This window comes from Lysinibacillus sp. FSL M8-0355, from assembly GCF_038008985.1.
Lineage (GTDB): Bacteria > Bacillota > Bacilli > Bacillales_A > Planococcaceae > Lysinibacillus > Lysinibacillus fusiformis_D.
This window is the reverse complement of record NZ_JBBPAI010000001.1, coordinates 3,714,011-3,739,126: the sequence shown is the minus strand read 5'-3', so window position 1 is coordinate 3,739,126 and position 25,116 is coordinate 3,714,011. Positions and strand designations below refer to the sequence as shown.

Here is a 25,116-nt window from a genome sequence, read left to right as displayed (position 1 = left end):
GACGTGTAGAGTATGCAAAACTTTATGTACCAATTTTTATATTTCCCTGAAGACAAATCAGGTTATATTCCAGCGGCTTTTGAGTTTTTAATCATGCTTATTCTATGTATTATCGTGTTTATGCTTTTTAGAAAAATTTCTAAGAAACAGGAAATGAAATCAAAAGAAATCGAAGCACGTATTCTAGCAGATAAGAAAAATACAAATAATCAACAAAACATTTAGCTAAAAAAGAATCTGCTTCCCACATTAGATGTTAAGGGTAAGCAGATTCTTTTTTATAGATCATTTTTTATAACGACGAATCATATTTTGCACCGTCTTGAAGCCAGTGAAACAAACGAGTACAAGCGATAAACCAATCCCACTTAATGCGGTAATAAACGCTAGCCATTCGAATAGTGTATAACTCCAAATACTCTCGAAATCACTGCTATCCTTCCACCCCTCAATAACTAAGTTCATACCGTAAATACCAGATACCACAGTAAATACAGTTAAAATAAACAGTAAATTATTACTTCTATTATCTGATTGATCCTCTTGTGTGCGATACAAACTGTCCAATGTCGCTTTGGTTTCTACATAATGCTCATTAATACGGAACAGCTTTCGTAGCATTTGGGAAATTTCTCTTCCTTCCGTTCGAACAATCACTTCTTCAAAATAATAGCGTGCCGAAAATTTTGTAATTAATTCAATTAATTCATTCACAACGAGCTTATCCTTGCCCCATTTGATTTCACTATATTCATAGGACAACTTTAAGAGCATCATTTTGTAAAAATAATGAATGAAAAGATTATAATAGTGTGTTCCCATAAACTCTTGAATGCTATGTGTACACTTTTCAAAGGGCAAATTCGTAAGGGTCATTTGTGCCTGTGCCGAAGTAATAATATAGCTATTGGGTGCCCAACGTGTATGTGCATGGTCTTGCACATATTGCGCAATATATTGAGCGTTTGTGCTGGAAATAAAGGGCTTGCCTGCAGGTGTTCTACCATCTACTTGTCCTAATCGAAATAAATGCTCAGGTAATATGTCTGCTTCTTTCTCAGCAATTAAATAGGCAGAAGCATACATCCGCTCATCCTCGAAAAACGGTAATCCTTCGTAGCTAGTGTCTTGTTGATGCTGTAAAAAAGGCTGTAAATAGGGGATAAAATAGTTAAATAATAGTTCACTGGTTGAAGAACAATGGCCAAAGGAAAAATGATGACTCGCCCCTTTTTCTTCTCGAAGCTTAGCCTCCAGTACTCTAAAATAGTGAATAAAATTTAAAATGTCACTTATATCATGTGGGGTATCTGTTATATTTGTTCTCACGGTTATAATACCGTTTCCAAAAGGACATAGTGTTACATCAATACTCGTGATTTCATAATGAATACGACTGTCTAGATGATGTAAGGAGCCTTGGGTATAGAATGCTTTTGAAAACCGAATAAAGTCAGGGCTATTCATATCGTATGGGAATAATTTATCCTCTAAAAAGGGATAGAAAAACTGGGCAAGCTCCTCATGGATGATTGTCGTATCACCGTAAAAGGCATTTTCAAGAGCTGTATTATTTAGGGTGAAAAAAGTAAAACCTTCCTTTAGTAGTACCTCTCCAATTTTTTGACGATTTTTCGTGGAATAGGCAAAGGGAAATAAGAATGTCATATATGCACGTTTAATCATTAATGGCGCTAAGTCCATGAAAACACCTCTTTTTACATCTGATTGATAAGAAACTTTTCCACAAAATCATTATTTTAAACATATAAAAGGATATCTCCAAAAGTAAAGTGTACCCTTTGTAAAGGACATTTTGAAAAAGGTTAGGCAACTTCTTGAAGCTGCTGTCTGTATTTTACAGGCGGCAGCTTTTTTAAATTCCATTGCCCTCGATAATGATTGTAGTAAATCATATAACTCTTAATTTCTTTCTTTACTTCTTCTAACGTTTCACATGCTCTAATAGTTGTTTCATCTTTAAAATGCCCAAAGAATGATTCTTGTGGCGCATTATCCCAACAGTTTCCTCGACGTGACATGGACTGTCCTAAGCCAATTTTCTTCACTAAGGCTCGAAATTTTGGATTCGTATAATGGAAACCTTGATCCGAATGGATAAAGGCATCTTCCCTTAAATGGCGATGTTTCTTCAATTTATGTAAGGTATTGAGCGCAATTTCTATACTCAATGTAGAAGATACTTCATAAGCTAAAATTTCATTTGTTTCGGCGTCTTTTATCGTTGATAAATAAGCACGTTTACCGCCTCCATATATTAAATATGTGATGTCGGTTAGTAATACTTTTCCTGCCACACCTTGCTTGAAGTTGCGGTGTAAATTGTTAGGGCATATACGATGTTCCTTCGTTGCTTTTGCCATACGACGCGCTGGATTCGCTTTTCGAATGGGACAGATAATATTAAACTTTTTCATAATGCGACGGATACGCTTAAGGTTGTACGTAATTTCATATTGGTTTTCTAGTGTCATTTTTATTTGACGTGCGCCTTTCTTTCGTCCTCGGAAATGAAAGGCCTTTAAAATGACTTCTTTCACCACTTCATCTTCTTCATTCTGTTTTTGACGAGTTAAGACAGCTTCTACTCTAAAATAGCGATAGTAGCCTGAGCGTGAAACATGTGCCATTTCACAAAGATATCGTACCATTCGTTTTAATTGATATTTTTCAATAATTTGATGGATTAACTCAAATTTTTGTGTAGTACTTATTTTGATTTCTTCCTTATCAGCTGCCTTTCGAGTTGATCTAGCTTTTTTAAAAATTCGTTTTCTGCTTCTAACAATTTCATCTTCGCTTCTAAGCGGGCGTATTTTTCTTCTATACTTAATACGCGTTCTAAAGGGCGACCTGAAGCATGTTTTCTAGCATCTTCTAAACCTGTTAGCCCATGCTCTTTATAAGCTGTGCGCCAACGATTCGAAGCTCTCCGAATACGCGCTGGACCAAGGGCTTCAATGTCAAAACCCGCCTCAAGGAAAATTTCACTTGGATATTTTCCTTTATCGTATTCATCAATAAAAAATTCTTTAAATTCATCTGTATAAGTAATGGCTTTCGCGCTTACTGATTTGACGTATGGATTTAATTTTAATTGTGCCTGTTGTTGTTCCGAAAAAAAATTTTTAGTCATACTATTTACCACCGCTCGTTTTTTTCTTCATTATAAATAAAAATACCCTATAAGATGACCTTTTGGAAAGTGTCTATCTTATAGGGTACATTTTAAAGTTGAGATATCCTTTTTACTGTCATTTTCTATTCAAACACTTTTTTAAAGCGTTTTACACCATCTTGAACGGTTTCAAATGAACAAGCGACATTCATACGTAGGAAGCCATGACCTTCTTCCCCATATTTTGTCCCTGGCTCTAATGCAAGCTTTCCGATTTTTAATAAGCGATTCATGATGTCCTTTTCTTCAAGCTCTAGCTCGCGGTAATCAATCCAGATTAAATAAGTGGATTGTGGTATTGTGACACGAATGCCTGGAAGCTGCTCTAACTCGGCTTTTACATATTCCATATTTGTAGAAATATATGGAAGTAACTCGTCTAACCAAGGAGCTCCTTCTGTATAAGCGGCATGAAGTGCAACAGAGGCAAATGTATTTAACGAGCCTTGCCCACTTGCCATATTTATTGCCTCTAGCTGTAGACGTTTTTTCCTATCTGTTACGATCATATAAGAAACTTGAATTCCTGCTAAATTAAATGTTTTGGTAGGCGCCATGCAAGTAATAATACGATTGATCTCATCACCTGCAACCTTTGCTAGAGGAATATGCTTATCCCCGTTTAACATTAAATCAGCATGTATTTCATCAGAAATAATGATGACATCGTATTTAGCACAAAGTCGTACAATCTCCTTTAAAGTAGCTTCATCCCATACATAGCCTCCTGGATTGTGAGGGTTACATAATATGTAGGCTTTCACATCTTGCGCTAATGCCTGTTCAAAGGCTTCGAAATCATAGCCAATCACACCATCTTTTTCAACTAATGGGCAGCTTACAACTTCACGCCCATTACTTTTGGGGATGTTATAGAATGGTGGGTAGACTGGTGGCGAAATGAGTACTTTGTCACCAGGGTTTGTTAGGGCTACAATGCTATTGGCTAATGCCGCTACAACACCATTACAAAATAGGATAGATTCTTTATCAATATGCCAGGCATGGCGAGTATTTTGCCAGTCTACGATTGACTGAATCGCTTCTTCACCCATAAAACTATAGCCAAAAATAGTTTGTTCAGCGTGTTTCTGTAATGCCTTTGAAACGGCTATTGGTGCTGCAAAATCCATATCGGCTACCCACATTGGCAAGATATCTGACGCATCATCTAGGCCATATACCTTTTCCATTGCGTCCCATTTTACAGAGTTTGTACATCGACGTTTGAAAGTTTGATCAAAAATAGACAAGCAAATCACTCTTTTCTTTTTTATTTAATATGGTATCATACGGGTATGATCAAAGGATAACAGGTGAGTATTTTGGAAAATATAAAAATGAATCAAGCAGCTGTACATCTGCTAGAGGAGTGGGATCCATTCCACTTAGGTCCAGACCATTATGATACAGAAACGGCAGATGTAGTAGCAGCATTGCAAGGGATAGATGATCCATCGACACTTGCAAAAATTATTCAAGAAACATATGAGCATTCGTTTGAACAATGGATACCATTTGAAGATTGTGTAGCCATTTCTTACAAACTAATTGCTATTAAATTTGAAGCAAAATGTATTATTTAAAATATTTTGCATATTTCTTATAAAAAAAGGGGGCTGTCATTCGACAACCTCTTTTTTAATGTGCACGTTTGAGGCTAGTTCTTATTTAAATAAAGGTAAAATCCCCTGAATGAAAATAATGAAAATGGCAATTGGAGAAACGAAACGAACTAAAATATACCAGATATTAAACATTAAGCTAGATGCGGCTAATTCCTTACGTGAAATATCCTTCGTATAATAATAACCTGCAAATATAGAAATAAGGAAGGCTCCTATCGGCATGCCGATGCTGTTCGTCAGAAAATCAACAAAGTCAAAAATAGAGCGATCTAATATTTTTACATCTGATAATATACCAAACGACAGCGCACTTGGGATACCGAAAATAAAAATGATGATTCCACCAATCCAAGCAATCTTTCTACGTTTTTCTGGATGGTCTCCAATCGCAATGGCTACAACAATTTCTAACATAGAAATGGAGGAAGTGACGGTAGCAAATAGCAACAGGATGAAAAAAATGGTTAAGAATAGACCACCAAGTGGCAACTGCTCGAAAACAGCTGGCAAAATAATGAAAACAAGGCCAGGCCCTTGGTCAGGCGTATAGCCTAGAGCGAATACTGCGGGGAAAATAACAAGACCCGCAAGTAAAGAAATAATAATATTCATGGAAGCTACATTGATTGCTGAATTACCAATCTTCTCTGTTTTAGACAAATAGGAAGCATATGTAATCATAACGGCAATACCTACACTTAAAGAGAAGAAGGCTTGTCCTAAAGCCATTAAAAATGTTTCAGCGTTAAAGTAAGACCAATCAGGCACAAACATAAATTTAACGCCTTCCATTGCGCCATCTAAAGTTAAAGAGCGTATAACTAAGACAATGAAGAAAATAAAGAGCAAGGGCATCATCCATGTGCTGGCTTTTTCGATTCCACCCTTAATACCTGCCGATACAATCACTACTGTTAATAGCATGAATAGTCCCTGTACTAGAATGGCTTCGGAGGGGCTTGAAATAATATTGGTAAATAAATCTGCGTAATTCATCTCAGAACTAGCATTTGTTAGCTTAAATGTAATGGCACGACCCAAATAGCTTAAAATCCATCCACCAACAACACTATAAAACGATAAGATAAGGCCCGCAATCACCATGCCACCCCAGCCAATCAAATACCACGGCTTTCCTGGCGCTTGTTCCTTAAAGGAAGTGACAGCGTCTTTTTGCCCTCGACGACCAATCATAAACTCAGCAATAAGCACTGGTAAGCCGATAAAAAATGTACATAAAATGAATAATAAAATAAAGACACTACCGCCATTAGTACCTGCCATATAGGGGAATTTCCAAATGGCTCCTAACCCTATAGCACTTCCAGCAGCAGCTAAAATAAAACCAATTTTAGTTGTAAACTGATCTCTCGATGACACGAAAATAAATCCTCCTTATACTAAAGTTTTATTTTACCTCAATATTCTCATAACACAAGCAGATATCAGAAAATTGACGATGGATATTCCTATATCAGCAGCTGTTTAGAAATGAAATAATAACATATTAGGAGGGGTCTTCTTTTTGAGTAAAAGGTATATTATTTTTGTAACAATTGGGTATAATATTTCGTTTCACTAACAAAAGGGGGAATCGCTTTGATGGAGTCGGACTTAATAGCAAGGGCCCAACAAGGAGATAAGGAGGCCTATACCGAGCTTATTCGTATCCATCAACGAACTGTTGAAAAATTTGCCTTTCAATGTGGTGTACATAGGAATGATTTAGCTGATGTTTCACAGGAGGTATTTGTCAAGTTGTATCGCTTTTTACATCAATTTAAGCAGAATCGTCTTACAACGTGGCTCTATAAAATCACCTTAAATGCTACTCGTGATTACTATCGCAAGGAACAACGACAGCAGGAAAAAGAGGACAAGCTACACGCTCAACAACAAAATAACTATTCATCTGCAGAAGATAATGTTCTTCTATTTGAAGAGGACAGGCTGTTACATAGTGCCATTCAAACTCTTGATGTAAAGTATCGCTATGCAATAAATCCATCCCAAACAACAATTAAAGTGGGCGTTAAACCAGAATCAATGCAGAAGATTGGTCAGCATTTAACCTTCCAGCTAAGTACAATGTCTACAGAAAAAGGCGGAGAACGTTGCATCATTACGGCCATTTCCGAGTAAGGAGATTTTTTGCCCCGTTTTTACACGTATGTTATAATTTAAGCGATATATACGTAGCAAACAAAAAGAAAGTGGGCAAAGGTTATGGTAAAAAAATATGAATTAGGAGACGTGTTGACCGGAAAAGTTACAGGTATTCAACCATACGGTGCATTCGTAGCACTAGATGACAATACGCAAGGCCTTGTGCATATTTCGGAAATAACATACGGCTTTGTTAAAGACGTTAGTGAGTTTTTAGCTGTTGGGCAGGAAGTAGAAGTAAAAATTCTTGAAATCGATGAAGAGGCCGAAAAAATTAGTTTATCGATGAGAGCGCTACAGGAACGCCCCACATCAGTACGAAAAAAAGATGCACCGCCGCGTAAAACATTGCAGGACCGTGTAGATGAATCGGATGCAAATGGTTTTAATTCCTTAAAAGATAAGTTGCAAGACTGGATCGAACAATCAGGACACTAAAAAAACGAGGATACTTTCGACTGAAGGGATCCTCGTTTTTTTGCTATTGTTTTTTTATTTTTCGGATTCGATATTGCAGGTTTTGGCGACTCATGCCAAGTGCATTCGCTGCTTTTGTAATATTGCCCTCATATAAATTTAAGACATTTTGCACATAATATGATTCGGCTTCACGCAAATAAGCATCCAGTGGCATGACTTCATGATTTTGATGAAACATAAAAAATTCTGGCTCACGATTGTTTGTGTCTTGCTGTTGTACCTTGAAGCGGAAATGGAGTGGCAATAAATCTGAAGTAACCGTTGACTCTGTTGTCATAAATGAAACGATTTCATCCAACAGCAGCTCAAGTTCCTTAAGATTTCCTGGCCAATCATATTGTAAAAATAATTCCTGTACATCTGGTGCAAGTTCAGTGACTTGGGAGGCAAAGCGTTCTCGATGTCGAGTAAAATAATCATCGACAAATGGAAGAATATCTTCTTTTCGATCCGTTAAATTAGGAATGGTAATAGCCATTGTTGCAAAGAAATAATAAAGTGACTTAGACAGCTTTTTTTGAGCGATCAATGTAATGGGGTCACTGCCCACACTTCCAATCAGCATATATTTGGACTGTGGAAGGGATTGTAGTATAGCTAAAAGTTGTTCCTGAATGTCTAAGCTCAAAAAATCTATGCGTTCAAAGAAAAAGGTATAGTCCGTATCTTCTTCTAACAGTTGCTGTAATTTATCCAGCACGGATTGAGCAGAACGGCGGCTGACAAGCGTCACAAAAGCTTCAGGATCTGGAGAGGCTGCATGGTGGATTCCTTCAGCCACTAAATCTTTCCCTGTGCCAGATTCACCAATTAATAATACAGGTAATTTTACGGCTGCTGCTTTTTTAGCATTTTCGATAACCTGCTTCATTGATTCTGAATCAGCTTTAATCATATCAAATGTTAATGGTTCATCATAACGACGAAGGGGTTGATAAACAAGCTTTTCAAGTGAGGTAATATCTCGAGCAAATTCTATTGCCCCGATGAGTTTACCTTCCACAAAAAGTGGAAAAGTATCATTGATTGTTGTAATTTCATGACCATTTTTATTCCAATAGGATTGTTTAACATTGATTTCCTTTTTTCCTGTTTGTAAAACACGCATTAATGTACTTTCGTGTTGACGGAACGAAAACATTTCAATAATGGAACGGTCCGCAAGTTCATCAAAATGAAATCCTTCAATTTCTTTCATTTTTGTATTGTAAATAATTGTTTTACCAGATAGGTCTACTGCATGGATACCAACGGATACATTTGTTGCAATAAACTCATAAAAAGGTAGTAAAGGTTCAGAATTTTTCATAAAAATGTGCACCTCAAAAATTTTTTACTTGAAATATGCAACGAAATTTTGCATTATAATAAGTGTAAGAATATTTTATACGCAAAGATATTTTGCGTCAATGTTTTTTGCATACCCAAATACATCTCACAAGGGAGGATTAAGTATGATTCCATACAAACACGAACCATTCACAGATTTTTCACAAGAGGCAAACTACAATGCTTATGTGGAGGCTTTAAATAAAGTTGAAGGTTACTTAGGTCAAGACTACCCACTAATTATTGGTGGCGAGCGCATTACAACAGAAGACAAAATCGTTTCGTACAATCCTGCAAAGAAAACAGAAGTGATTGGCCGTGTGTCAAAAGCAAGCAAAGAGTTAGCTGAAAAAGCGATGCAAGCAGCGGATGAAACATTCAAAACATGGAAAAAAGTTGACCCTGCGATTCGTGCTGACGTTTTGTTCAAAGCAGCAGCTATTATTCGTCGTCGTAAACATGAATTCTCTGCATTATTAACAAAAGAAGCAGGGAAACCATGGGCAGAGGCAGATGCAGATACAGCGGAAGCAATCGACTTCTTGGAATACTATGGTCGCCAAATGCTACGCATTAAAGGCGGTCAACCAGTAGAAAGCCGTCCAGGCGAATACAACCGTTATGACTATATTCCATTAGGAATCGGTATCGTTATTTCTCCTTGGAACTTCCCATTTGCGATCATGGCTGGTACAACAGTGGCCGCTTTAGTAACAGGGAACACAGTCTTATTAAAACCAGCTTCTACAACACCAGTAGTGGCGTATAAATTTATCGAAGTATTAGAAGAAGCAGGTCTTCCAGCAGGTGCCGTGAACTTCGTACCAGGTTCTGGTGCTGAAGTAGGCGACTACTTAGTCGATCATCCAAAAACACGCTTCATCAGCTTCACAGGTTCACGTGATGTTGGTTTACGTATCAACCAACGTGCTTCTGTATTAAATGATGGTCAAATTTGGATTAAACGTGTCATCGCTGAAATGGGCGGAAAAGATACAATCGTAGTTGATAAAGAAGCAGACTTAGAATTAGCTGCACAATCAATCGTCAAATCAGCATTTGGCTTCTCAGGTCAAAAATGTTCAGCCTGTTCTCGTGCAGTCATCGTAGAAGATGTATATGAGCAAGTTGTTAATCGTGTAGAAGAATTAACAAATGCTTTAACAGTTGGAGATCCAACAGATTTCAGCAACTTCATGGCAACAGTTATTGACCAAGCGGCATTCAACAAAATTACGGAATACATCGAAATCGGTAAAGGCGAAGGTCGTCTAGTGGCTGGTGGTACAGCAGATGATTCAGTTGGTTACTTCGTACAGCCAACTGTGTTCGCAGACGTAGAACCTTCTGCACGTATTATGAAAGAAGAAATCTTCGGGCCAGTGGTAGCAATCGCAAAAGCAAAAGATTTCGATCACGCTATTGAAATTGCGAACGATACAGAATACGGTTTAACAGGTGCAGTCATCACGAAAAACCGTGTGAACTTAGAAAAAGCACGTGAAGAATTCCATGTAGGAAACCTTTACTTCAACCGTGGCTGTACAGGTGCCATCGTTGGCTACCAACCATTTGGTGGCTTCAACATGTCAGGTACAGACTCAAAAGCAGGTGGACCAGACTACCTACAACTGCATATGCAAGCAAAAACAACTTCAGAAATGCTTTAAATTTTATATTGACGTTAGGGCTACTCTAATAAGTAGAAATTAAAGCATTATGACAGGATTTGCAAAACTTCTCCAGGTAATACTATCCCTGGCTCAAACCGTAGACACTCATGACGAGGTAGTTTATTTTGGAGAAGTGAGCAAATTTATGGTTGAATTGTTGCTGAATTCTTAATTATTCTACTCATAGAGATACATAGTCCCTATCTTCCATAGATTTTTCATCATGATTTAGTAAGGAGAGAATAGGATATGACAAAAACTCAACAAGTTATTGAACAAACACAAAATTATGGTGCAGCAAACTATCATCCACTGCCAATCGTAATTTCAGAGGCTGAGGGTGCTTGGGTTAAAGATCCAGAGGGCAACAAATATTTAGATATGCTATCAGCTTATTCAGCTGTAAACCAAGGACACCGTCACCCAAAAATTATTGCTGCTTTAAAAGAACAAGCTGATAAAGTAACGTTAACTTCACGTGCATTTTACAGCGAAAATCTTGGTGAATGGTATGAGCTAGTAGGAAAATTAACAAATAAAGAAATGGTCTTACCAATGAATACTGGTGCTGAAGCAGTAGAGACTGCCTTTAAAGCAGCTCGTCGTTGGGCATATGATGTAAAAGGCGTAGAAGATGGCAAGGCTGAAGTTATTGCATGTAATGGTAACTTCCACGGTCGTACAATGCTTGCTGTATCTTTATCTTCTGACGAAGAATATCGTCGTGGCTTCGGTCCAATGTTACCAAACGTTAAATTAGTAGACTATGGTAATCTTGAAGCATTAAAGGCAGCTATTACACCAAACACTGCAGCATTCTTAATCGAACCAATTCAAGGCGAAGCTGGTATTGTTATTCCAACAGAAGGCTTCTTAAAAGCTGCTCGTGAACTTTGCCGTGAAAACAACGTATTATTCATTGCTGACGAAATTCAAGCAGGTCTAGCACGTACTGGTAAAATGTTTGCTTGTGATTGGGAAGAAGTAGAACCAGATATGTACATCTTAGGTAAAGCACTAGGTGGCGGTGTATTCCCTATTTCTTGTGTGGCTGCAAACCGTAATATCCTAGGCGTATTCAACCCAGGTTCTCATGGTTCAACTTTCGGTGGAAATCCTTTAGCTTGTGCAGTTTCAATTGCATCAATTAAAGTGTTATTAGATGAAAAATTAGCAGAACGTTCACATGACCTTGGTGAATATTTCAAAGGTAAATTAAGAGAAATTAACAACCCGGTTATTAAAGAAGTACGTGGTCGTGGCTTATTTATCGGTATGGAATTAACAGAGGCAGCGCGTCCATACTGTGAAAAACTAAAAGAATTAGGTCTATTATGTAAAGAAACACATGATACAGTTATTCGTTTTGCACCACCACTTGTTATTTCTCAAGAGGATTTAGATTGGTCAATTGAACAAATTGAAAAAGTATTTAAACTTTAACAAAATGTTCACATTTTAATTCGGAAGTATGTTACAATGATGCCGATATACTATCATTAAAAAAAACAAAGAGGCGATTTAATATGTCTGAAAACTTAAATCTTTTCACATCAACACAAGATGTCATTCAAGATGCTCTAAATAAACTTGGCTATGATGAAGCAATGTATGAATTACTAAAAGAACCACTTCGCATGCTACAAGTACGCATTCCAGTGAAAATGGATGATGGTACAACAAAAGTATTTACTGGTTACCGTGCACAGCATAATGATGCTGTAGGACCAACTAAAGGTGGGGTTCGTTTCCACCCACAAGTGTCTGAGGAGGAAGTTAAAGCGCTTTCAATGTGGATGACATTGAAATGTGGTATTGTCGATCTACCATACGGTGGTGGTAAAGGCGGTGTCATTTGTGATCCTCGTCAAATGTCTATGGGCGAAATCGAACGTTTAAGCCGTGGTTATGTACGTGCAGTAAGTCAAATCGTAGGACCAACAAAAGATATTCCTGCGCCAGACGTATTTACAAATGCACAAATTATGGCATGGATGATGGATGAATATAGCCGCATGGATGAATTCAACTCTCCAGGCTTCATCACTGGTAAGCCACTAGTACTTGGTGGTTCTCAAGGTCGTGATCGTGCGACTGCACAAGGTGTTACAATCGTAATCGAAGAAGCAGCAAAAAAACGTGGCATTGACATTAAAGGTGCTCGCGTTGTAATTCAAGGATTTGGTAACGCAGGTAGCTTCCTTGCGAAATTCATGCATGATTTAGGTGCAAAAGTAATCGGTATTTCAGATGCTTATGGTGCACTGCATGATCCTGAAGGTTTAGATATCGACTATTTATTAGATCGTCGTGATAGCTTCGGAACAGTAACAACTTTATTTGAAAACACGATTTCAAACAAAGAATTATTAGAGCTTGATTGTGATATTTTAGTGCCAGCTGCTATTGAAAACCAAATTACTGCTGACAATGCACACAATATTAAAGCCACTATCGTAGTAGAAGCAGCAAACGGTCCAACAACATCTGAAGCAACTAAAATCTTAACAGAACGTGGCATTTTACTTGTACCAGACGTATTAGCCTCTGCTGGTGGTGTGACAGTTTCTTACTTTGAATGGGTACAAAATAACCAAGGTTATTATTGGACAGAAGAAGAAGTTGAAGAGCGTCTATACAAAAAAATGGTTGAAGCATTTGACAATGTTTATACAACAGCAACAACACGTAACATCAACATGCGCTTAGCGGCTTACATGGTAGGTGTTCGCCGTACTGCTGAAGCTTCACGCTTCCGTGGATGGGTTTAAGTAGAAGATAAATGAAATGAAACGAGTCATTCCTATAATAATGGGGTGACTCGTTTTTTCTTGTTTATTTGTTTGAATAAGGTGCTCGAGGCGCTGTTGTACTAATCTAAGTAGAAATGACGCTAATGAGTATACGCAATATTCCATTCATTTATATATAGGGTGACTCAACAAAATCTGAACAATCACTAGTATTATGATTGCAAAGTCGGCGTTTAATCTTTGCTTTCTCCAATATAAATATGAGAAAATCCAACTAGAAAGGGGCGAATTAAATGGATTCATTTACATTTTTTAACCCAGTGAAGCTCCATTTTGGTGAAGATGCACTGGAAAAATTACCGAACGAATTAGCGCAATATGGCGAGAAGGTACTAGTTGTCTATGGTGGCGGAAGCATCAAAGCGAACGGTGTTTACAATGCTGTTATAGAGAAATTACAACAGGCAAATAAAACAATAGTTGAATTAAGTGGTGTTGAACCAAATCCACGTGTGGAAACAGCGAGACGTGGTATTGAAATTTGTAAAACTGAAGGCATTGATTTAGTGCTAGCTGTTGGTGGCGGCTCTGTTATTGATTGTTCCAAATTAATTGCTGCCGGTGCAAAATATAATGGTGATGCTTGGGATATCGTAAAACGTAAGGTAATTGTAGAGCAAGCCATACCGTTAGGAACGGTATTAACGCTTGCAGCTACTGGTTCTGAAATGAACTCAGGATCTGTTATTACCAATGCAGCTACCGAAGAAAAACTAAGCTGGGGTAGTCCAGCGACATTCCCGAAATTTTCAATACTGAATCCAGTCTATACGGTGACGGTACCTAAAAACCACACCGTTTATGGAATCGTTGATATGATGTCACATGTTTTCGAACAATATTTCCATAACACAACGAATACTCCGATTACAGATGAAATGTGTGAAGGAGTATTACGAACGGTTATTACGACAGCGCCCAAATTACTCGAGGATTTAGAGAGTACGACATTACGTGAAACGATTTTATTGGCGGGGACAATTGGTTTAAATGGATTCTTATCAATCGGCTCTCGTGGTGATTGGGCATCTCATAATATTGAGCATGCTGTATCCGCTGTATACGATATTCCACATGCAGGGGGATTAGCTATCCTCCAGCCACATTGGATGCGTTTAAATGTGCCTGTGAATCCTGAGCGTTTTGCGGGTATAGCAACACGTGTATTTGGGGTCGACGCAACAGGCAAGACAGTAGAAGAAGTTGCTTACGAAGGAATCGATCGTCTATCAGCATTTTGGACGTCATTAGGGGCGCCTAATCGCTTGGCTGATTATGATATTGATGATTCGAAATTCCAACAGATTGTAGAGCATGCTATGCAGAACGGTCCTTTTGGAAACTTTAATAAACTGCAAGAGGAAGATGTAAGAACCATTTTACAAAATTCTCTTTAAAACAATGAGTGTGAGGCTATGATTTATGGTCTTGCACGCATTGTTTTTTTTTAGGTTTCATGAATCGAAATGTTAAGAAAAATTAACGATTCATGTTGAATTTTGTCGTAGAAGTTTCTTAAGTCCTGCGATATAGTGAAATAGATAGATGAATAAGATGGTAGAAATATAATTTTCATTGTTTTTAGGTGAGAAAAGTCATGTAAAAATTGAATTATTGATTAATTGTTGAAAACAATATTACTTTTGAATAAGAAGAAAAGTATTTTTGTCGTAATTGCTCGAATGATGTAAAGATGTTCAGAAATTGTTCAGCCATCTTTATTAAAATAATGACAATTTAAAACAAAGGGGAGAGGGATCAAATGTTGAAACGATTGTTAGAGAAGCGCATTGTTACATTAAATTGTGTGGAGATACCATTTCAACAGCATGTTTATAAAATGCAAAATTGTGTAGAAGTATTGGGAATTGAAGCGAAATCTCTACAAATTGAAAATAATAAAATTATCACAGGATACATTGATGATCAAAGTATATTTTTCAAAAGCTTACGTTTTGGACAAACGATTATTCATTTTTCGGATGGTGTAAATAAAGCAATTGTACAATTATTTGTTCGTCCTTCTGGAGAAATTGTTGTAGAAGTAAAGCCTTATTTAGGAGAAGCTGAAATTGTCACTGTTTATTATCGAACAATTTTAGCGGATACATTTATCGCAATTGATTTAAAAGGTGCTTTAAAACATTATCTGGTGGCCCATCAATTCATGAACAGAGAAGATTCGATTGCAGAGGTGCACTATCAATCCATGCATCCAAATGTTTTAAAGGATTCTATTGCTGGACATTTTGTATTAGGTTGTCATACGGATGGCAGAGAAATTCAAAATGCTAATGAATATGCTTTAGCTAACCGTCAAGCTTCATTACAATTTTCGAAAATTATCATTCTACAAAGGGGTAAGAGAAAGGCGATAGCCTGTGACAGACTGCTTACTTTTATGATTACCAACCATGTCTTTGTTGGGTACGAGGATATACCTGATTATCAAAATGAAGTTGAAAATTATGTAAAACGAGATTGTTTAATACCAGTATAACAAATAGCCAACTGCCTGAAATATGGCAATTGGCTATTTGTTTTCTTTAAATGATTATATGGTGTCTTTTGGTTTTTCGTTAACATGTACCCAATTTGTTTTTCCATCATCTTCATCAAATAAAATCGCTACTTTCGATACCCCTTTTTGGCTTAAGATGACCTCTGTTAAATGGTCACGTACATCATCTAAAAAAGCCAGCGATAAATGAGGATCCGCTTCAGCTACTAATTCGACATGCAAAAATTCTCCTTCTTTAATTACTTCAAGGCGGAAGATATCTTTAATATTGGGATCATCCATTACAATATGGGCGATGTGATTTAACATTTCCTCGTCAGTCTCCCCAATGACGCCACGAGCGTTATCTAGAAATACTTTACCGACAACATAAAACATCATCGCGCCAATAATCATCGAAACAAGACCTTCTATTCGGCCCCAACCAGTAAAGTAGGCAATTAAAATGGCAGCAAAGGCTAAAAAGTTTCCGCTAGTAGCAACTAAATCTTCCATAAAGACTAATTTGGTTGCAGGCTTTGCACGATTTAAATAAGAAAACGCTTTTGGAATTGTGGAGAGACCTGCTTTTTCTTGACCCGCTTCATGCAGCACTTCAGCAGCTGCTTTGGCAAGCACTGTACCCTCTAAAACAATCCCTATGAATAATACCCCGAGTGCAATTAGTATTCCACTAGACTCTCCTGTAGGATGAATAAAATGATGCCAACCTTCTTTTATCGTTTCATAAGAAAGGATAGCTACAATAATGACAGCAAATAAGCAGACTAAATTGACAATTCGACCGAAACCACCGGGAAATTGTTTTGTAGGTGCCTTTTTTGAAAGTGCTGAGCCTATATACACAAATAATTGGTTTGCTGCATCACCGAGAGAGTGCATCATTTCTGCAAACATGGCAACATTACCAGTTAAGAAAAAGGCGACTCCTTTGATGATTCCTAAAAAGGTATTGACACATGCTGCTAATAGGGAGGGTTTGTTGCCATCCTTTAGTAATTTTAATAGTTCTGCCATAAAAAATCCTCCAACTAGTTTAAAATTTCCATTTCGATTTTTTCTATATAAGATAGTGCTCGTAATGAACGATAAAATGATAATAGGTTATCAGAGACAATTAAGGATAGACGCAAATCCAATTCATGTAAAACATTATCATTTTTTAAAGGTACATCTTTAATGCGGATATTTTCGATGATAATGTTGTTGTCCTTTAAAAATAATAGAAATGATTCCGTATGGTTGTCATCATCAATTTGGACTTTTAATAAAATTTCTCGCATTCGAATTCGCTTAGGTCCAATTTTCATCAGGAAAGGCGATAGTATTTCAATGCCGAACACAATAATTACGACAGCTAGCGTTGCATCCATATAAAATCCTGCACCAACTGCAATACCGATACCAGCGGCTCCCCATATCATGGCTGCAGTTGTTAATCCCGTAATGCTATCATTGCCACGTCTTAAAATGACACCTGCTCCAAGAAACCCAATCCCGCTGACAATTTGTGCAGCTAAACGGAGAGGATCCATCGTAATATTAATATCTTCTCTGGAAGGAGTTGAGTATGCTGTTTCAATGGAGATGATGGTTAGTAGGCAGCTGAAAGTAGCAATAACTAAACTGGTTTTTAATCCAACTGGCTTCTTCTTTAATTCCCTTTCGATACCGATCACTAAACTTAATGTGGCTGCAATAATTAATTTTATGCCAACTTCATATGTAATCATATTTTCCAATAATGTTTCCATACACAACCCTCCATAGATATTTCGTATTGCTAAGAGATATGCAAGCTGTCATTATTATATGTGCATTACTTTTTTGTATTGTACATCATGGAAGTAAGGAAATATAATTATTTTTTTCTTGATTAAGCAGATGTTTTTTTGAAATGAAAGAGAAGTATCAGACATAGAAAATCTCCTTCTTGTATTGAATGGAGTGGAGCTTGTTTTTTCAGCGGGGATTCAAACACCTGATGAAATAGGGGAACCTATGTGCTAAGGTAATGTGTTTGCATGAGGCAGATCAATTAACTGTTGTTACAAGACGTAATAGCTTCTGGGGAGTCAGTTTGAATATTTACGCGCGAGGCATCAATGATGGAGGTGAGATTTTTGGAGCAACCTAAAATTCATCCATACATCCCAATCGTAATTGGTGTTATTTCAGTATCAATGTCCGCTATTTTTGTGAAATTAGCATCAGCAGAAGCTGGCATCATAGCTTTTTATCGTATGCTATTTTCTGTTTTAATAATGGCACCGTTATTTTTGAGGAAGTATACAAAGGAGTTAACAGCTTTAAGGAGACGTGATTGGTTATTTTCTTCAGTTGCGGGAATCTTTTTAGCTTTCCATTTTATTTTATGGTTTGAATCACTCAACTATACTTCAGTAGCAAGCTCTACAGTTTTGGTGACATTACAGCCGTTGTTTGCATTTGTGGGAACATACTTTTTCTTTAAAGAGAAGATAACAAAGAAAACGATCGTTGCTGGTACCATCGCCATAGTAGGCAGTGTGTTAATCAGTTGGGGAGATTTAAAAGTAAGTGGAACAGCTTTTTATGGAGATATACTCGCGCTCATTGCTTGTGCGCTTGCTACGGCTTATTTTCTATTAGGACAGGATGTGCGTAAAAGATTATCTTTAATGACGTATACGATGGTTGTGTATGTTGTGTGTACCATTACTTTACTTTTTTATGTATTGATTAAAGGAGAATCTTTTGGTCCATACTCTTCGATGGATTGGTTATGGTTTTTCTTATTAGCGTTAGTCCCTAATTTATTGGGTCATACTCTATTTAATTGGTCTATTAAATATGTTAGTACGAATGTTGTTTCAATTGCTATATTATTTGAACCTGTAGGGGCAGCTCTTTTAGCCTTGGTGATATTTAAAGAGTATTTGATTATGACACAAATCATTGGTGGATTGATTGTATTAGCCGGGATTCTATTGTTTGTCATCGATGTTAAAAAGATTTTTAATTTTTTTACGAAAAATGCTTGATTTTTATAATGCTATATTATATATTATTACTTGTCCTTAACAAGAAGGAACGCTTGAAAATAAAGTTTTAAAAAGTTGTTGACTTCTTGTTGTGAACAAGATATGATAATAAAGTCGCTGAAAACGACTCGAATAAAATGAACCTTGAAAACTGAACAAGCAAAACGTAATCAATAAAGTTTTCAGTAACTAACTTCGGTTAGTGAACGAAACAAAATTTTGGACATCAAAATGATGCCAGCAAAACAATTTGAGCTATTCAAATTTCTTTTATGGAGAGTTTGATCCTGGCTCAGGACGAACGCTGGCGGCGTGCCTAATACATGCAAGTCGAGCGAACAGAGAAGGAGCTTGCTCCTTCGACGTTAGCGGCGGACGGGTGAGTAACACGTGGGCAACCTACCTTATAGTTTGGGATAACTCCGGGAAACCGGGGCTAATACCGAATAATCTGTTTCACCTCATGGTGAAACACTAAAAGACGGTTTCGGCTGTCGCTATAGGATGGGCCCGCGGCGCATTAGCTAGTTGGTGAGGTAACGGCTCACCAAGGCGACGATGCGTAGCCGACCTGAGAGGGTGATCGGCCACACTGGGACTGAGACACGGCCCAGACTCCTACGGGAGGCAGCAGTAGGGAATCTTCCACAATGGGCGAAAGCCTGATGGAGCAACGCCGCGTGAGTGAAGAAGGATTTCGGTTCGTAAAACTCTGTTGTAAGGGAAGAACAAGTACAGTAGTAACTGGCTGTACCTTGACGGTACCTTATTAGAAAGCCACGGCTAACTACGTGCCAGCAGCCGCGGTAATACGTAGGTGGCAAGCGTTGTCCGGAATTATTGGGCGTAAAGCGCGCGCAGGTGGTTTCTTAAGTCTGATGTGAAAGCCCACGGCTCAACCGTGGAGGGTCATTGGAAACTGGGAGACTTGAGTGCAGAAGAGGATAGTGGAATTCCAAGTGTAGCGGTGAAATGCGTAGAGATTTGGAGGAACACCAGTGGCGAAGGCGACTATCTGGTCTGTAACTGACACTGAGGCGCGAAAGCGTGGGGAGCAAACAGGATTAGATACCCTGGTAGTCCACGCCGTAAACGATGAGTGCTAAGTGTTAGGGGGTTTCCGCCCCTTAGTGCTGCAGCTAACGCATTAAGCACTCCGCCTGGGGAGTACGGTCGCAAGACTGAAACTCAAAGGAATTGACGGGGGCCCGCACAAGCGGTGGAGCATGTGGTTTAATTCGAAGCAACGCGAAGAACCTTACCAGGTCTTGACATCCCGTTGACCACTGTAGAGATATAGTTTCCCCTTCGGGGGCAACGGTGACAGGTGGTGCATGGTTGTCGTCAGCTCGTGTCGTGAGATGTTGGGTTAAGTCCCGCAACGAGCGCAACCCTTGATCTTAGTTGCCATCATTTAGTTGGGCACTCTAAGGTGACTGCCGGTGACAAACCGGAGGAAGGTGGGGATGACGTCAAATCATCATGCCCCTTATGACCTGGGCTACACACGTGCTACAATGGACGATACAAACGGTTGCCAACTCGCGAGAGGGAGCTAATCCGATAAAGTCGTTCTCAGTTCGGATTGTAGGCTGCAACTCGCCTACATGAAGCCGGAATCGCTAGTAATCGCGGATCAGCATGCCGCGGTGAATACGTTCCCGGGCCTTGTACACACCGCCCGTCACACCACGAGAGTTTGTAACACCCGAAGTCGGTGAGGTAACCTTTTGGAGCCAGCCGCCGAAGGTGGGATAGATGATTGGGGTGAAGTCGTAACAAGGTAGCCGTATCGGAAGGTGCGGCTGGATCACCTCCTTTCTAAGGATTATTTCGGAATACAAACCTAGGGTTTGTAAGATTACGTTTTGCGTTCAGTTTTGAAGGTTCATTCTTCTTGAATGAAAATCTTCAAAACTTGTTCTTTGAAAACTGGATAAAACGACATTGAAATTGTAACAAACACATTTATTTTTTTAAGTTTTTTTATAGGCTTAATAACATTAAGAGGGTTTCAAGACACGAGCAGTTCTAGGAAGCAATCGAGTGAATGAAGGAGCGTACTTGAGTACGTGACTGATTGAACAAGTGAAGCTGACAACGAAATGTGATGTGTATTGAAAGCCGTTAGGTTAAGTTATTAAGGGCGCACGGCGAATGCCTTGGCACTAGGAGCCGAAGAAGGACGGCACTAACACCGATATGCTTCGGGGAGCTGTAAGTGAGCTTTGATCCGGAGATTTCCGAATGGGGGAACCCACTACGTTTAATCGCGTAGTATCTTGACGTGAATACATAGCGTCTTGAAGGCAGACCCAGGGAACTGAAACATCTAAGTACCTGGAGGAAGAGAAAGAAAAATCGATTCCCTGAGTAGCGGCGAGCGAAACGGGAAGAGCCCAAACCAAGAGGCTTGCCTCTTGGGGTTGTAGGACACTCAATACGGAGTTACAAAAGAGCGAGTTAGATGAAGCGACTTGGAAAGGTCCGCCAGAGCAGGTAAAAGCCCTGTAGTCGAAAGTTCGTTCTCTCCTGAGTGGATCCTGAGTACGGCGGAACACGTGAAATTCCGTCGGAATCCGGGAGGACCATCTCCCAAGGCTAAATACTACCTAGTGACCGATAGTGAACCAGTACCGTGAGGGAAAGGTGAAAAGCACCCCGGAAGGGGAGTGAAAGAGATCCTGAAACCGTGTGCCTACAAGTAGTTAGAGCCCGTTAATGGGTGATAGCGTGCCTTTTGTAGAATGAACCGGCGAGTTACGATTACGTGCGAGGTTAAGCTTTAGAAGGCGGAGCCGCAGCGAAAGCGAGTCTGAATAGGGCGAAATAGTACGTGGTCGTAGACCCGAAACCAGGTGATCTACCCATGTCCAGGGTGAAGGTAAGGTAACACTTACTGGAGGCCCGAACCCACGCACGTTGAAAAGTGCGGGGATGAGGTGTGGGTAGCGGAGAAATTCCAATCGAACTTGGAGATAGCTGGTTCTCTCCGAAATAGCTTTAGGGCTAGCCTCGTGATGAGAATACTGGAGGTAGAGCACTGTTTGGACTAGGGGGCCATCCCGGTTTACCGAATTCAGACAAACTCCGAATGCCAGATATTTATACACGGGAGTCAGACTGCGAGTGATAAGATCCGTAGTCAAAAGGGAAACAGCCCAGACCACCAGCTAAGGTCCCAAAGTAATCGTTAAGTGGAAAAGGATGTGGCGTTGCACAGACAACCAGGATGTTGGCTTAGAAGCAGCCATCATTTAAAGAGTGCGTAATAGCTCACTGGTCGAGTGACGCTGCGCCGAAAATGTATCGGGGCTAAACGATTCACCGAAGCTGTGGATTGACATCTACGATGTCAGTGGTAGGAGAGCGTTCTAAGTGCGTTGAAGTCAGACCGGAAGGACTGGTGGAGCGCTTAGAAGTGAGAATGCCGGTATGAGTAGCGAAAGACGGGTGAGAATCCCGTCCACCGTATGACTAAGGTTTCCTGAGGAAGGCTCGTCCGCTCAGGGTTAGTCGGGACCTAAGCCGAGGCCGATAGGCGTAGGCGATGGACAACAGGTTGATATTCCTGTACCACCTCCTCACCGTTTGAGAAATGGGGGGACGCAGTAGGATAGGGTAAGCGCGCTGTTGGTTATGCGCGTCCAAGCAGTAAGGCGTGTGTGTAGGCAAATCCGCACACTGTAACGTTGAGCTGTGATGGCGAGTCCGTATGGACGAAGTTCCTGATTTCACACTGCCAAGAAAAGCCTCTATCGAGGTGAGAGGTGCCCGTACCGCAAACCGACACAGGTAGTCGAGGAGAGAATCCTAAGGTGTGCGAGAGAACTCTCGTTAAGGAACTCGGCAAAATGACCCCGTAACTTCGGGAGAAGGGGTGCTCTTGAGCGTGCAAGCGCATGAGAGCCGCAGTGAATAGGCCCAGGCGACTGTTTAGCAAAAACACAGGTCTCTGCAAAACCGTAAGGTGACGTATAGGGGCTGACGCCTGCCCGGTGCTGGAAGGTTAAGAGGAGTGGTTAGCGCAAGCGAAGCTGCGAATTGAAGCCCCAGTAAACGGCGGCCGTAACTATAACGGTCCTAAGGTAGCGAAATTCCTTGTCGGGTAAGTTCCGACCCGCACGAAAGGCGTAACGATCTGGGCACTGTCTCAACGAGAGACTCGGTGAAATTATAGTACCTGTGAAGATGCAGGTTACCCGCGACAGGACGGAAAGACCCCGTGGAGCTTTACTGTAGCCTGATATTGAATTTTGGTACAACTTGTACAGGATAGGTAGGAGCCAGAGATCTCGGAGCGCCAGCTTCGAAGGAGGCGTCGGTGGGATACTACCCTGGTTGTATTGAAATTCTAACCCATGCCCCTTAGCGGGGCAGGAGACAGTGTCAGGCGGACAGTTTGACTGGGGCGGTCGCCTCCTAAAAGGTAACGGAGGCGCCCAAAGGTTCCCTCAGAATGGTTGGAAATCATTCGTAGAGTGTAAAGGCACAAGGGAGCTTGACTGCGAGACCTACAAGTCGAGCAGGGTCGAAAGACGGGCTTAGTGATCCGGTGGTTCCGCATGGAAGGGCCATCGCTCAACGGATAAAAGCTACCCCGGGGATAACAGGCTTATCTCCCCCAAGAGTCCACATCGACGGGGAGGTTTGGCACCTCGATGTCGGCTCATCGCATCCTGGGGCTGTAGTCGGTCCCAAGGGTTGGGCTGTTCGCCCATTAAAGCGGTACGCGAGCTGGGTTCAGAACGTCGTGAGACAGTTCGGTCCCTATCCGTCGTGGGCGTAGGAAATTTGAGAGGAGCTGTCCTTAGTACGAGAGGACCGGGATGGACACACCGCTGGTGTACCAGTTGTCTTGCCAAAGGCATCGCTGGGTAGCTATGTGTGGACGGGATAAGTGCTGAAAGCATCTAAGCATGAAGCCCCCCTCAAGATGAGATTTCCCATTACGCAAGTAAGTAAGATCCCTCAAAGACGATGAGGTAGATAGGTTCGAGGTGGAAGTGTGGTGACACATGGAGCTGACGAATACTAATCGATCGAGGACTTAACCAAAATGTTTGAACCATTCAATGAACCGTTTATCCAGTTTTGAAAGAACAAAACTTTCAATAAAAAAAGAGCTTCAAGACACAAGTAGAACAAGGAAGCAAACGAGTGATTGAAGGAGCGTACTTCTGTACGTGACTGATTGAACGAGAGCAGCTGACGCAGTAATACGCCGTGTATTGAAGGTCGACCATAGTCTAGTGATGATGGCAAAGAGGTCACACCCGTTCCCATACCGAACACGGAAGTTAAGCTCTTTAGCGCCGATGGTAGTTGGGGGCTTCCCCCTGTGAGAGTAGGACGTCGCTAGGCATAATACCCAGGAGGATTAGCTCAGCTGGGAGAGCATCTGCCTTACAAGCAGAGGGTCGGCGGTTCGAGCCCGTCATCCTCCACCATATGCCGGTTTAGCTCAGCAGGTAGAGCAACTGACTTGTAATCAGTAGGTCGTGGGTTCGATTCCTATAGCCGGCACCATTTTTAGAGCCATTAGCTCAGTTGGTAGAGCATCTGACTTTTAATCAGAGGGTCGAAGGTTCGAGTCCTTCATGGCTCACCATTTTTAAATAATAATAAGCGGGTGTGGCGGAATTGGCAGACGCACTAGACTTAGGATCTAGCGCCGCAAGGCGTGGGGGTTCGACTCCCTTCACCCGCACCATTATTTCATTGCCAGATAAAAAAACTTATGCACATGCGGAAGTAGTTCAGTGGTAGAACACCACCTTGCCAAGGTGGGGGTCGCGAGTTCGAACCTCGTCTTCCGCTCCAAATGTGCCGGGGTGGCGGAACTGGCAGACGCACAGGACTTAAAATCCTGCGGTAGGTGACTACCGTACCGGTTCGATTCCGGTCCTCGGCACCATTTTTAATGCGCCCGTAGCTCAATTGGATAGAGCGTCTGACTACGGATCAGAAGGTTATGGGTTCGACTCCTGTCGGGCGCGCCAAAAAGAACGGGAAGTAGCTCAGCTTGGTAGAGCACTTGGTTTGGGACCAAGGGGTCGCAGGTTCGAATCCTGTCTTCCCGACCATTTCCAAAGAAATTATGGGGCCTTAGCTCAGCTGGGAGAGCGCCTGCCTTGCACGCAGGAGGTCAGCGGTTCGATCCCGCTAGGCTCCACCACCATAATAAATTAACCAGTATAAAGATCCTGGCGGCGTAGCTCAGCTGGCTAGAGCGTACGGTTCATACCCGTAAGGTCGGGGGTTCGATCCCCTCTGCCGCCATC

Annotated in this window: 18 protein-coding genes, 10 tRNA genes and 3 rRNA genes; 23 read left to right on the top strand and 8 right to left on the bottom strand. The window is 40.5% G+C overall.

Annotated elements, in window-relative coordinates; translation table 11 throughout:
- Positions 1-12 precede the first annotated feature (12 nt).
- Positions 13-225, top strand: a complete 213-nt coding sequence (locus tag MKY46_RS18290; protein WP_036118109.1) for a hypothetical protein — start codon at positions 13-15, stop codon at positions 223-225.
- Between the two features lie 60 nt (positions 226-285).
- Here MKY46_RS18290 and MKY46_RS18285 read toward each other — a convergent pair whose 3' ends face one another.
- The 4 genes from MKY46_RS18285 to MKY46_RS18270 all read right to left on the bottom strand — a co-directional run bounded on the left by MKY46_RS18285 (position 286) and on the right by MKY46_RS18270 (position 4,452).
- Complete coding sequence (locus MKY46_RS18285) at positions 286-1,704, bottom strand: hypothetical protein (protein ID WP_036118111.1); 1,419 nt, start codon at positions 1,702-1,704, stop codon at positions 286-288.
- 122 nt (positions 1,705-1,826) lie between these two features.
- A complete protein-coding gene (locus tag MKY46_RS18280; protein ID WP_230593935.1) occupies positions 1,827-2,789 on the bottom strand; it encodes an IS3 family transposase in 963 nt (320 codons plus the stop codon).
- Entirely contained in the window at positions 2,732-3,157 is a 426-nt protein-coding gene (locus MKY46_RS18275) for an IS3 family transposase (RefSeq protein WP_036126546.1), read from the bottom strand. The genes MKY46_RS18280 and MKY46_RS18275 overlap by 58 nt, the downstream gene beginning before the upstream one ends.
- Positions 3,158-3,282: 125 nt before the next feature.
- Complete coding sequence (locus tag MKY46_RS18270; RefSeq protein WP_036119849.1) at positions 3,283-4,452, bottom strand: MalY/PatB family protein; 1,170 nt, start codon at positions 4,450-4,452, stop codon at positions 3,283-3,285.
- 72 nt (positions 4,453-4,524) lie between these two features.
- Here MKY46_RS18270 and MKY46_RS18265 point away from each other — a divergent pair, with 72 nt between their 5' ends.
- Complete coding sequence (locus tag MKY46_RS18265; protein ID WP_080717041.1) at positions 4,525-4,785, top strand: DUF1871 family protein; 261 nt, start codon at positions 4,525-4,527, stop codon at positions 4,783-4,785.
- Between the two features lie 81 nt (positions 4,786-4,866).
- Here MKY46_RS18265 and MKY46_RS18260 read toward each other — a convergent pair whose 3' ends face one another.
- Positions 4,867-6,207 (bottom strand): sodium-dependent transporter, encoded by a 1,341-nt coding sequence (locus tag MKY46_RS18260; RefSeq protein WP_036119854.1) that lies wholly within the window; start codon positions 6,205-6,207, stop codon positions 4,867-4,869.
- 222 nt (positions 6,208-6,429) lie between these two features.
- On the opposite strand from MKY46_RS18260, the gene MKY46_RS18255 reads away from it, so the two are divergent.
- Both MKY46_RS18255 and yugI read left to right on the top strand, forming a co-directional pair.
- The gene (locus MKY46_RS18255; protein ID WP_230593773.1) at positions 6,430-6,969 is read left to right on the top strand and encodes an RNA polymerase sigma factor; all 540 of its coding nucleotides are present in this window, start codon (positions 6,430-6,432) and stop codon (positions 6,967-6,969) included.
- An 84-nt stretch (positions 6,970-7,053) separates the two neighbouring features.
- Positions 7,054-7,431 carry a S1 domain-containing post-transcriptional regulator GSP13 gene (yugI, locus tag MKY46_RS18250; RefSeq protein ID WP_036119858.1) on the top strand — a complete coding sequence of 126 codons (378 nt, stop codon included), beginning with the start codon at positions 7,054-7,056 and terminating at the stop codon, positions 7,429-7,431.
- 43 nt (positions 7,432-7,474) lie between these two features.
- Here yugI and MKY46_RS18245 read toward each other — a convergent pair whose 3' ends face one another.
- Entirely contained in the window at positions 7,475-8,782 is a 1,308-nt protein-coding gene (locus MKY46_RS18245; protein ID WP_036119861.1) for a sigma-54-dependent Fis family transcriptional regulator, read from the bottom strand.
- Between the two features lie 145 nt (positions 8,783-8,927).
- Here MKY46_RS18245 and pruA point away from each other — a divergent pair, with 145 nt between their 5' ends.
- The 5 genes from pruA (at position 8,928) to MKY46_RS18220 (ending at position 15,788) form a co-directional block, all read left to right on the top strand.
- Positions 8,928-10,472 carry an L-glutamate gamma-semialdehyde dehydrogenase gene (gene pruA / locus MKY46_RS18240; protein WP_036119871.1) on the top strand — a complete coding sequence of 515 codons (1,545 nt, stop codon included), beginning with the start codon at positions 8,928-8,930 and terminating at the stop codon, positions 10,470-10,472.
- A gap of 252 nt (positions 10,473-10,724) precedes the next feature.
- Positions 10,725-11,918, top strand: a complete 1,194-nt coding sequence (locus tag MKY46_RS18235) for an ornithine--oxo-acid transaminase (protein WP_036119876.1) — start codon at positions 10,725-10,727, stop codon at positions 11,916-11,918.
- 83 nt (positions 11,919-12,001) lie between these two features.
- Entirely contained in the window at positions 12,002-13,246 is a 1,245-nt protein-coding gene (locus MKY46_RS18230; RefSeq protein ID WP_036119879.1) for a Glu/Leu/Phe/Val family dehydrogenase, read from the top strand.
- Positions 13,247-13,521: 275 nt separating this feature from the next.
- The gene (locus MKY46_RS18225; protein WP_036119881.1) at positions 13,522-14,685 is read left to right on the top strand and encodes an iron-containing alcohol dehydrogenase; all 1,164 of its coding nucleotides are present in this window, start codon (positions 13,522-13,524) and stop codon (positions 14,683-14,685) included.
- A gap of 365 nt (positions 14,686-15,050) precedes the next feature.
- Positions 15,051-15,788: a hypothetical protein gene (locus MKY46_RS18220; protein WP_036119883.1), complete on the top strand. Its 738-nt coding sequence runs from the start codon at positions 15,051-15,053 to the stop codon at positions 15,786-15,788.
- A 54-nt stretch (positions 15,789-15,842) separates the two neighbouring features.
- Here MKY46_RS18220 and MKY46_RS18215 read toward each other — a convergent pair whose 3' ends face one another.
- Together MKY46_RS18215 and MKY46_RS18210 are read right to left on the bottom strand one after the other, a co-directional pair.
- A complete protein-coding gene (locus MKY46_RS18215) occupies positions 15,843-16,826 on the bottom strand; it encodes a cation diffusion facilitator family transporter (RefSeq protein ID WP_036119886.1) in 984 nt (327 codons plus the stop codon).
- Between the two features lie 14 nt (positions 16,827-16,840).
- Complete coding sequence (locus MKY46_RS18210) at positions 16,841-17,563, bottom strand: MgtC/SapB family protein (RefSeq protein WP_036119888.1); 723 nt, start codon at positions 17,561-17,563, stop codon at positions 16,841-16,843.
- A gap of 369 nt (positions 17,564-17,932) precedes the next feature.
- Between MKY46_RS18210 and MKY46_RS18205 the strand changes: the two genes are divergently transcribed.
- From MKY46_RS18205 to MKY46_RS18140, 14 genes are all read left to right on the top strand, one after another.
- Positions 17,933-18,832, top strand: coding sequence for a DMT family transporter (locus MKY46_RS18205; RefSeq protein ID WP_036119891.1), 900 nt, complete (start codon positions 17,933-17,935; stop codon positions 18,830-18,832).
- A 269-nt stretch (positions 18,833-19,101) separates the two neighbouring features.
- Positions 19,102-20,653: ribosomal RNA gene (locus tag MKY46_RS18200) — 16S ribosomal RNA — on the top strand.
- Positions 20,654-20,962: 309 nt separating this feature from the next.
- Positions 20,963-23,890 (top strand): 23S ribosomal RNA (locus tag MKY46_RS18195).
- Between the two features lie 190 nt (positions 23,891-24,080).
- Positions 24,081-24,196: ribosomal RNA gene (gene rrf, locus MKY46_RS18190) — 5S ribosomal RNA — on the top strand.
- The 16S, 23S and 5S rRNA genes sit together here with 10 tRNA genes alongside, the layout of an rRNA operon.
- 10 nt (positions 24,197-24,206) lie before the next feature.
- Positions 24,207-24,282 (top strand) — tRNA-Val (locus MKY46_RS18185).
- 3 nt (positions 24,283-24,285) lie between these two features.
- Positions 24,286-24,361: transfer RNA gene (locus tag MKY46_RS18180), tRNA-Thr, on the top strand.
- Between the two features lie 6 nt (positions 24,362-24,367).
- Positions 24,368-24,443, top strand: a tRNA-Lys gene (locus MKY46_RS18175).
- A 17-nt stretch (positions 24,444-24,460) separates the two neighbouring features.
- Positions 24,461-24,545, top strand: a tRNA-Leu gene (locus tag MKY46_RS18170).
- A gap of 35 nt (positions 24,546-24,580) precedes the next feature.
- Positions 24,581-24,655, top strand: a tRNA-Gly gene (locus tag MKY46_RS18165).
- Between the two features lie 5 nt (positions 24,656-24,660).
- Positions 24,661-24,749 (top strand) — tRNA-Leu (locus tag MKY46_RS18160).
- An 8-nt stretch (positions 24,750-24,757) separates the two neighbouring features.
- Positions 24,758-24,834: transfer RNA gene (locus tag MKY46_RS18155), tRNA-Arg, on the top strand.
- A gap of 7 nt (positions 24,835-24,841) precedes the next feature.
- Positions 24,842-24,918: transfer RNA gene (locus tag MKY46_RS18150), tRNA-Pro, on the top strand.
- Between the two features lie 16 nt (positions 24,919-24,934).
- A tRNA-Ala gene (locus MKY46_RS18145) sits at positions 24,935-25,010 on the top strand.
- Positions 25,011-25,040: 30 nt separating this feature from the next.
- Positions 25,041-25,114, top strand: a tRNA-Met gene (locus tag MKY46_RS18140).
- Positions 25,115-25,116 lie beyond the last annotated feature (2 nt).

What these genes read in the sequence shown, in the direction of transcription:
- MKY46_RS18290 (WP_036118109.1), top strand. Translation starts at nt 13, where the DNA reads ATGCAAAACTTTATGTACCAATTTTTATATTTCCCTGAAGACAAATCA.
- MKY46_RS18285 (WP_036118111.1), bottom strand. Translation starts at nt 1,704, where the DNA reads ATGGACTTAGCGCCATTAATGATTAAACGTGCATATATGACATTCTTA.
- MKY46_RS18275 (WP_036126546.1), bottom strand. Translation starts at nt 3,157, where the DNA reads ATGACTAAAAATTTTTTTTCGGAACAACAACAGGCACAATTAAAATTA.
- MKY46_RS18255 (WP_230593773.1), top strand. Translation starts at nt 6,430, where the DNA reads ATGGAGTCGGACTTAATAGCAAGGGCCCAACAAGGAGATAAGGAGGCC.
- yugI (WP_036119858.1), top strand. Translation starts at nt 7,054, where the DNA reads ATGGTAAAAAAATATGAATTAGGAGACGTGTTGACCGGAAAAGTTACA.
- MKY46_RS18245 (WP_036119861.1), bottom strand. Translation starts at nt 8,782, where the DNA reads ATGAAAAATTCTGAACCTTTACTACCTTTTTATGAGTTTATTGCAACA.
- pruA (WP_036119871.1), top strand. Translation starts at nt 8,928, where the DNA reads ATGATTCCATACAAACACGAACCATTCACAGATTTTTCACAAGAGGCA.
- MKY46_RS18235 (WP_036119876.1), top strand. Translation starts at nt 10,725, where the DNA reads ATGACAAAAACTCAACAAGTTATTGAACAAACACAAAATTATGGTGCA.
- MKY46_RS18230 (WP_036119879.1), top strand. Translation starts at nt 12,002, where the DNA reads ATGTCTGAAAACTTAAATCTTTTCACATCAACACAAGATGTCATTCAA.
- MKY46_RS18225 (WP_036119881.1), top strand. Translation starts at nt 13,522, where the DNA reads ATGGATTCATTTACATTTTTTAACCCAGTGAAGCTCCATTTTGGTGAA.
- MKY46_RS18220 (WP_036119883.1), top strand. Translation starts at nt 15,051, where the DNA reads ATGTTGAAACGATTGTTAGAGAAGCGCATTGTTACATTAAATTGTGTG.
- MKY46_RS18215 (WP_036119886.1), bottom strand. Translation starts at nt 16,826, where the DNA reads ATGGCAGAACTATTAAAATTACTAAAGGATGGCAACAAACCCTCCCTA.
- MKY46_RS18210 (WP_036119888.1), bottom strand. Translation starts at nt 17,563, where the DNA reads ATGGAAACATTATTGGAAAATATGATTACATATGAAGTTGGCATAAAA.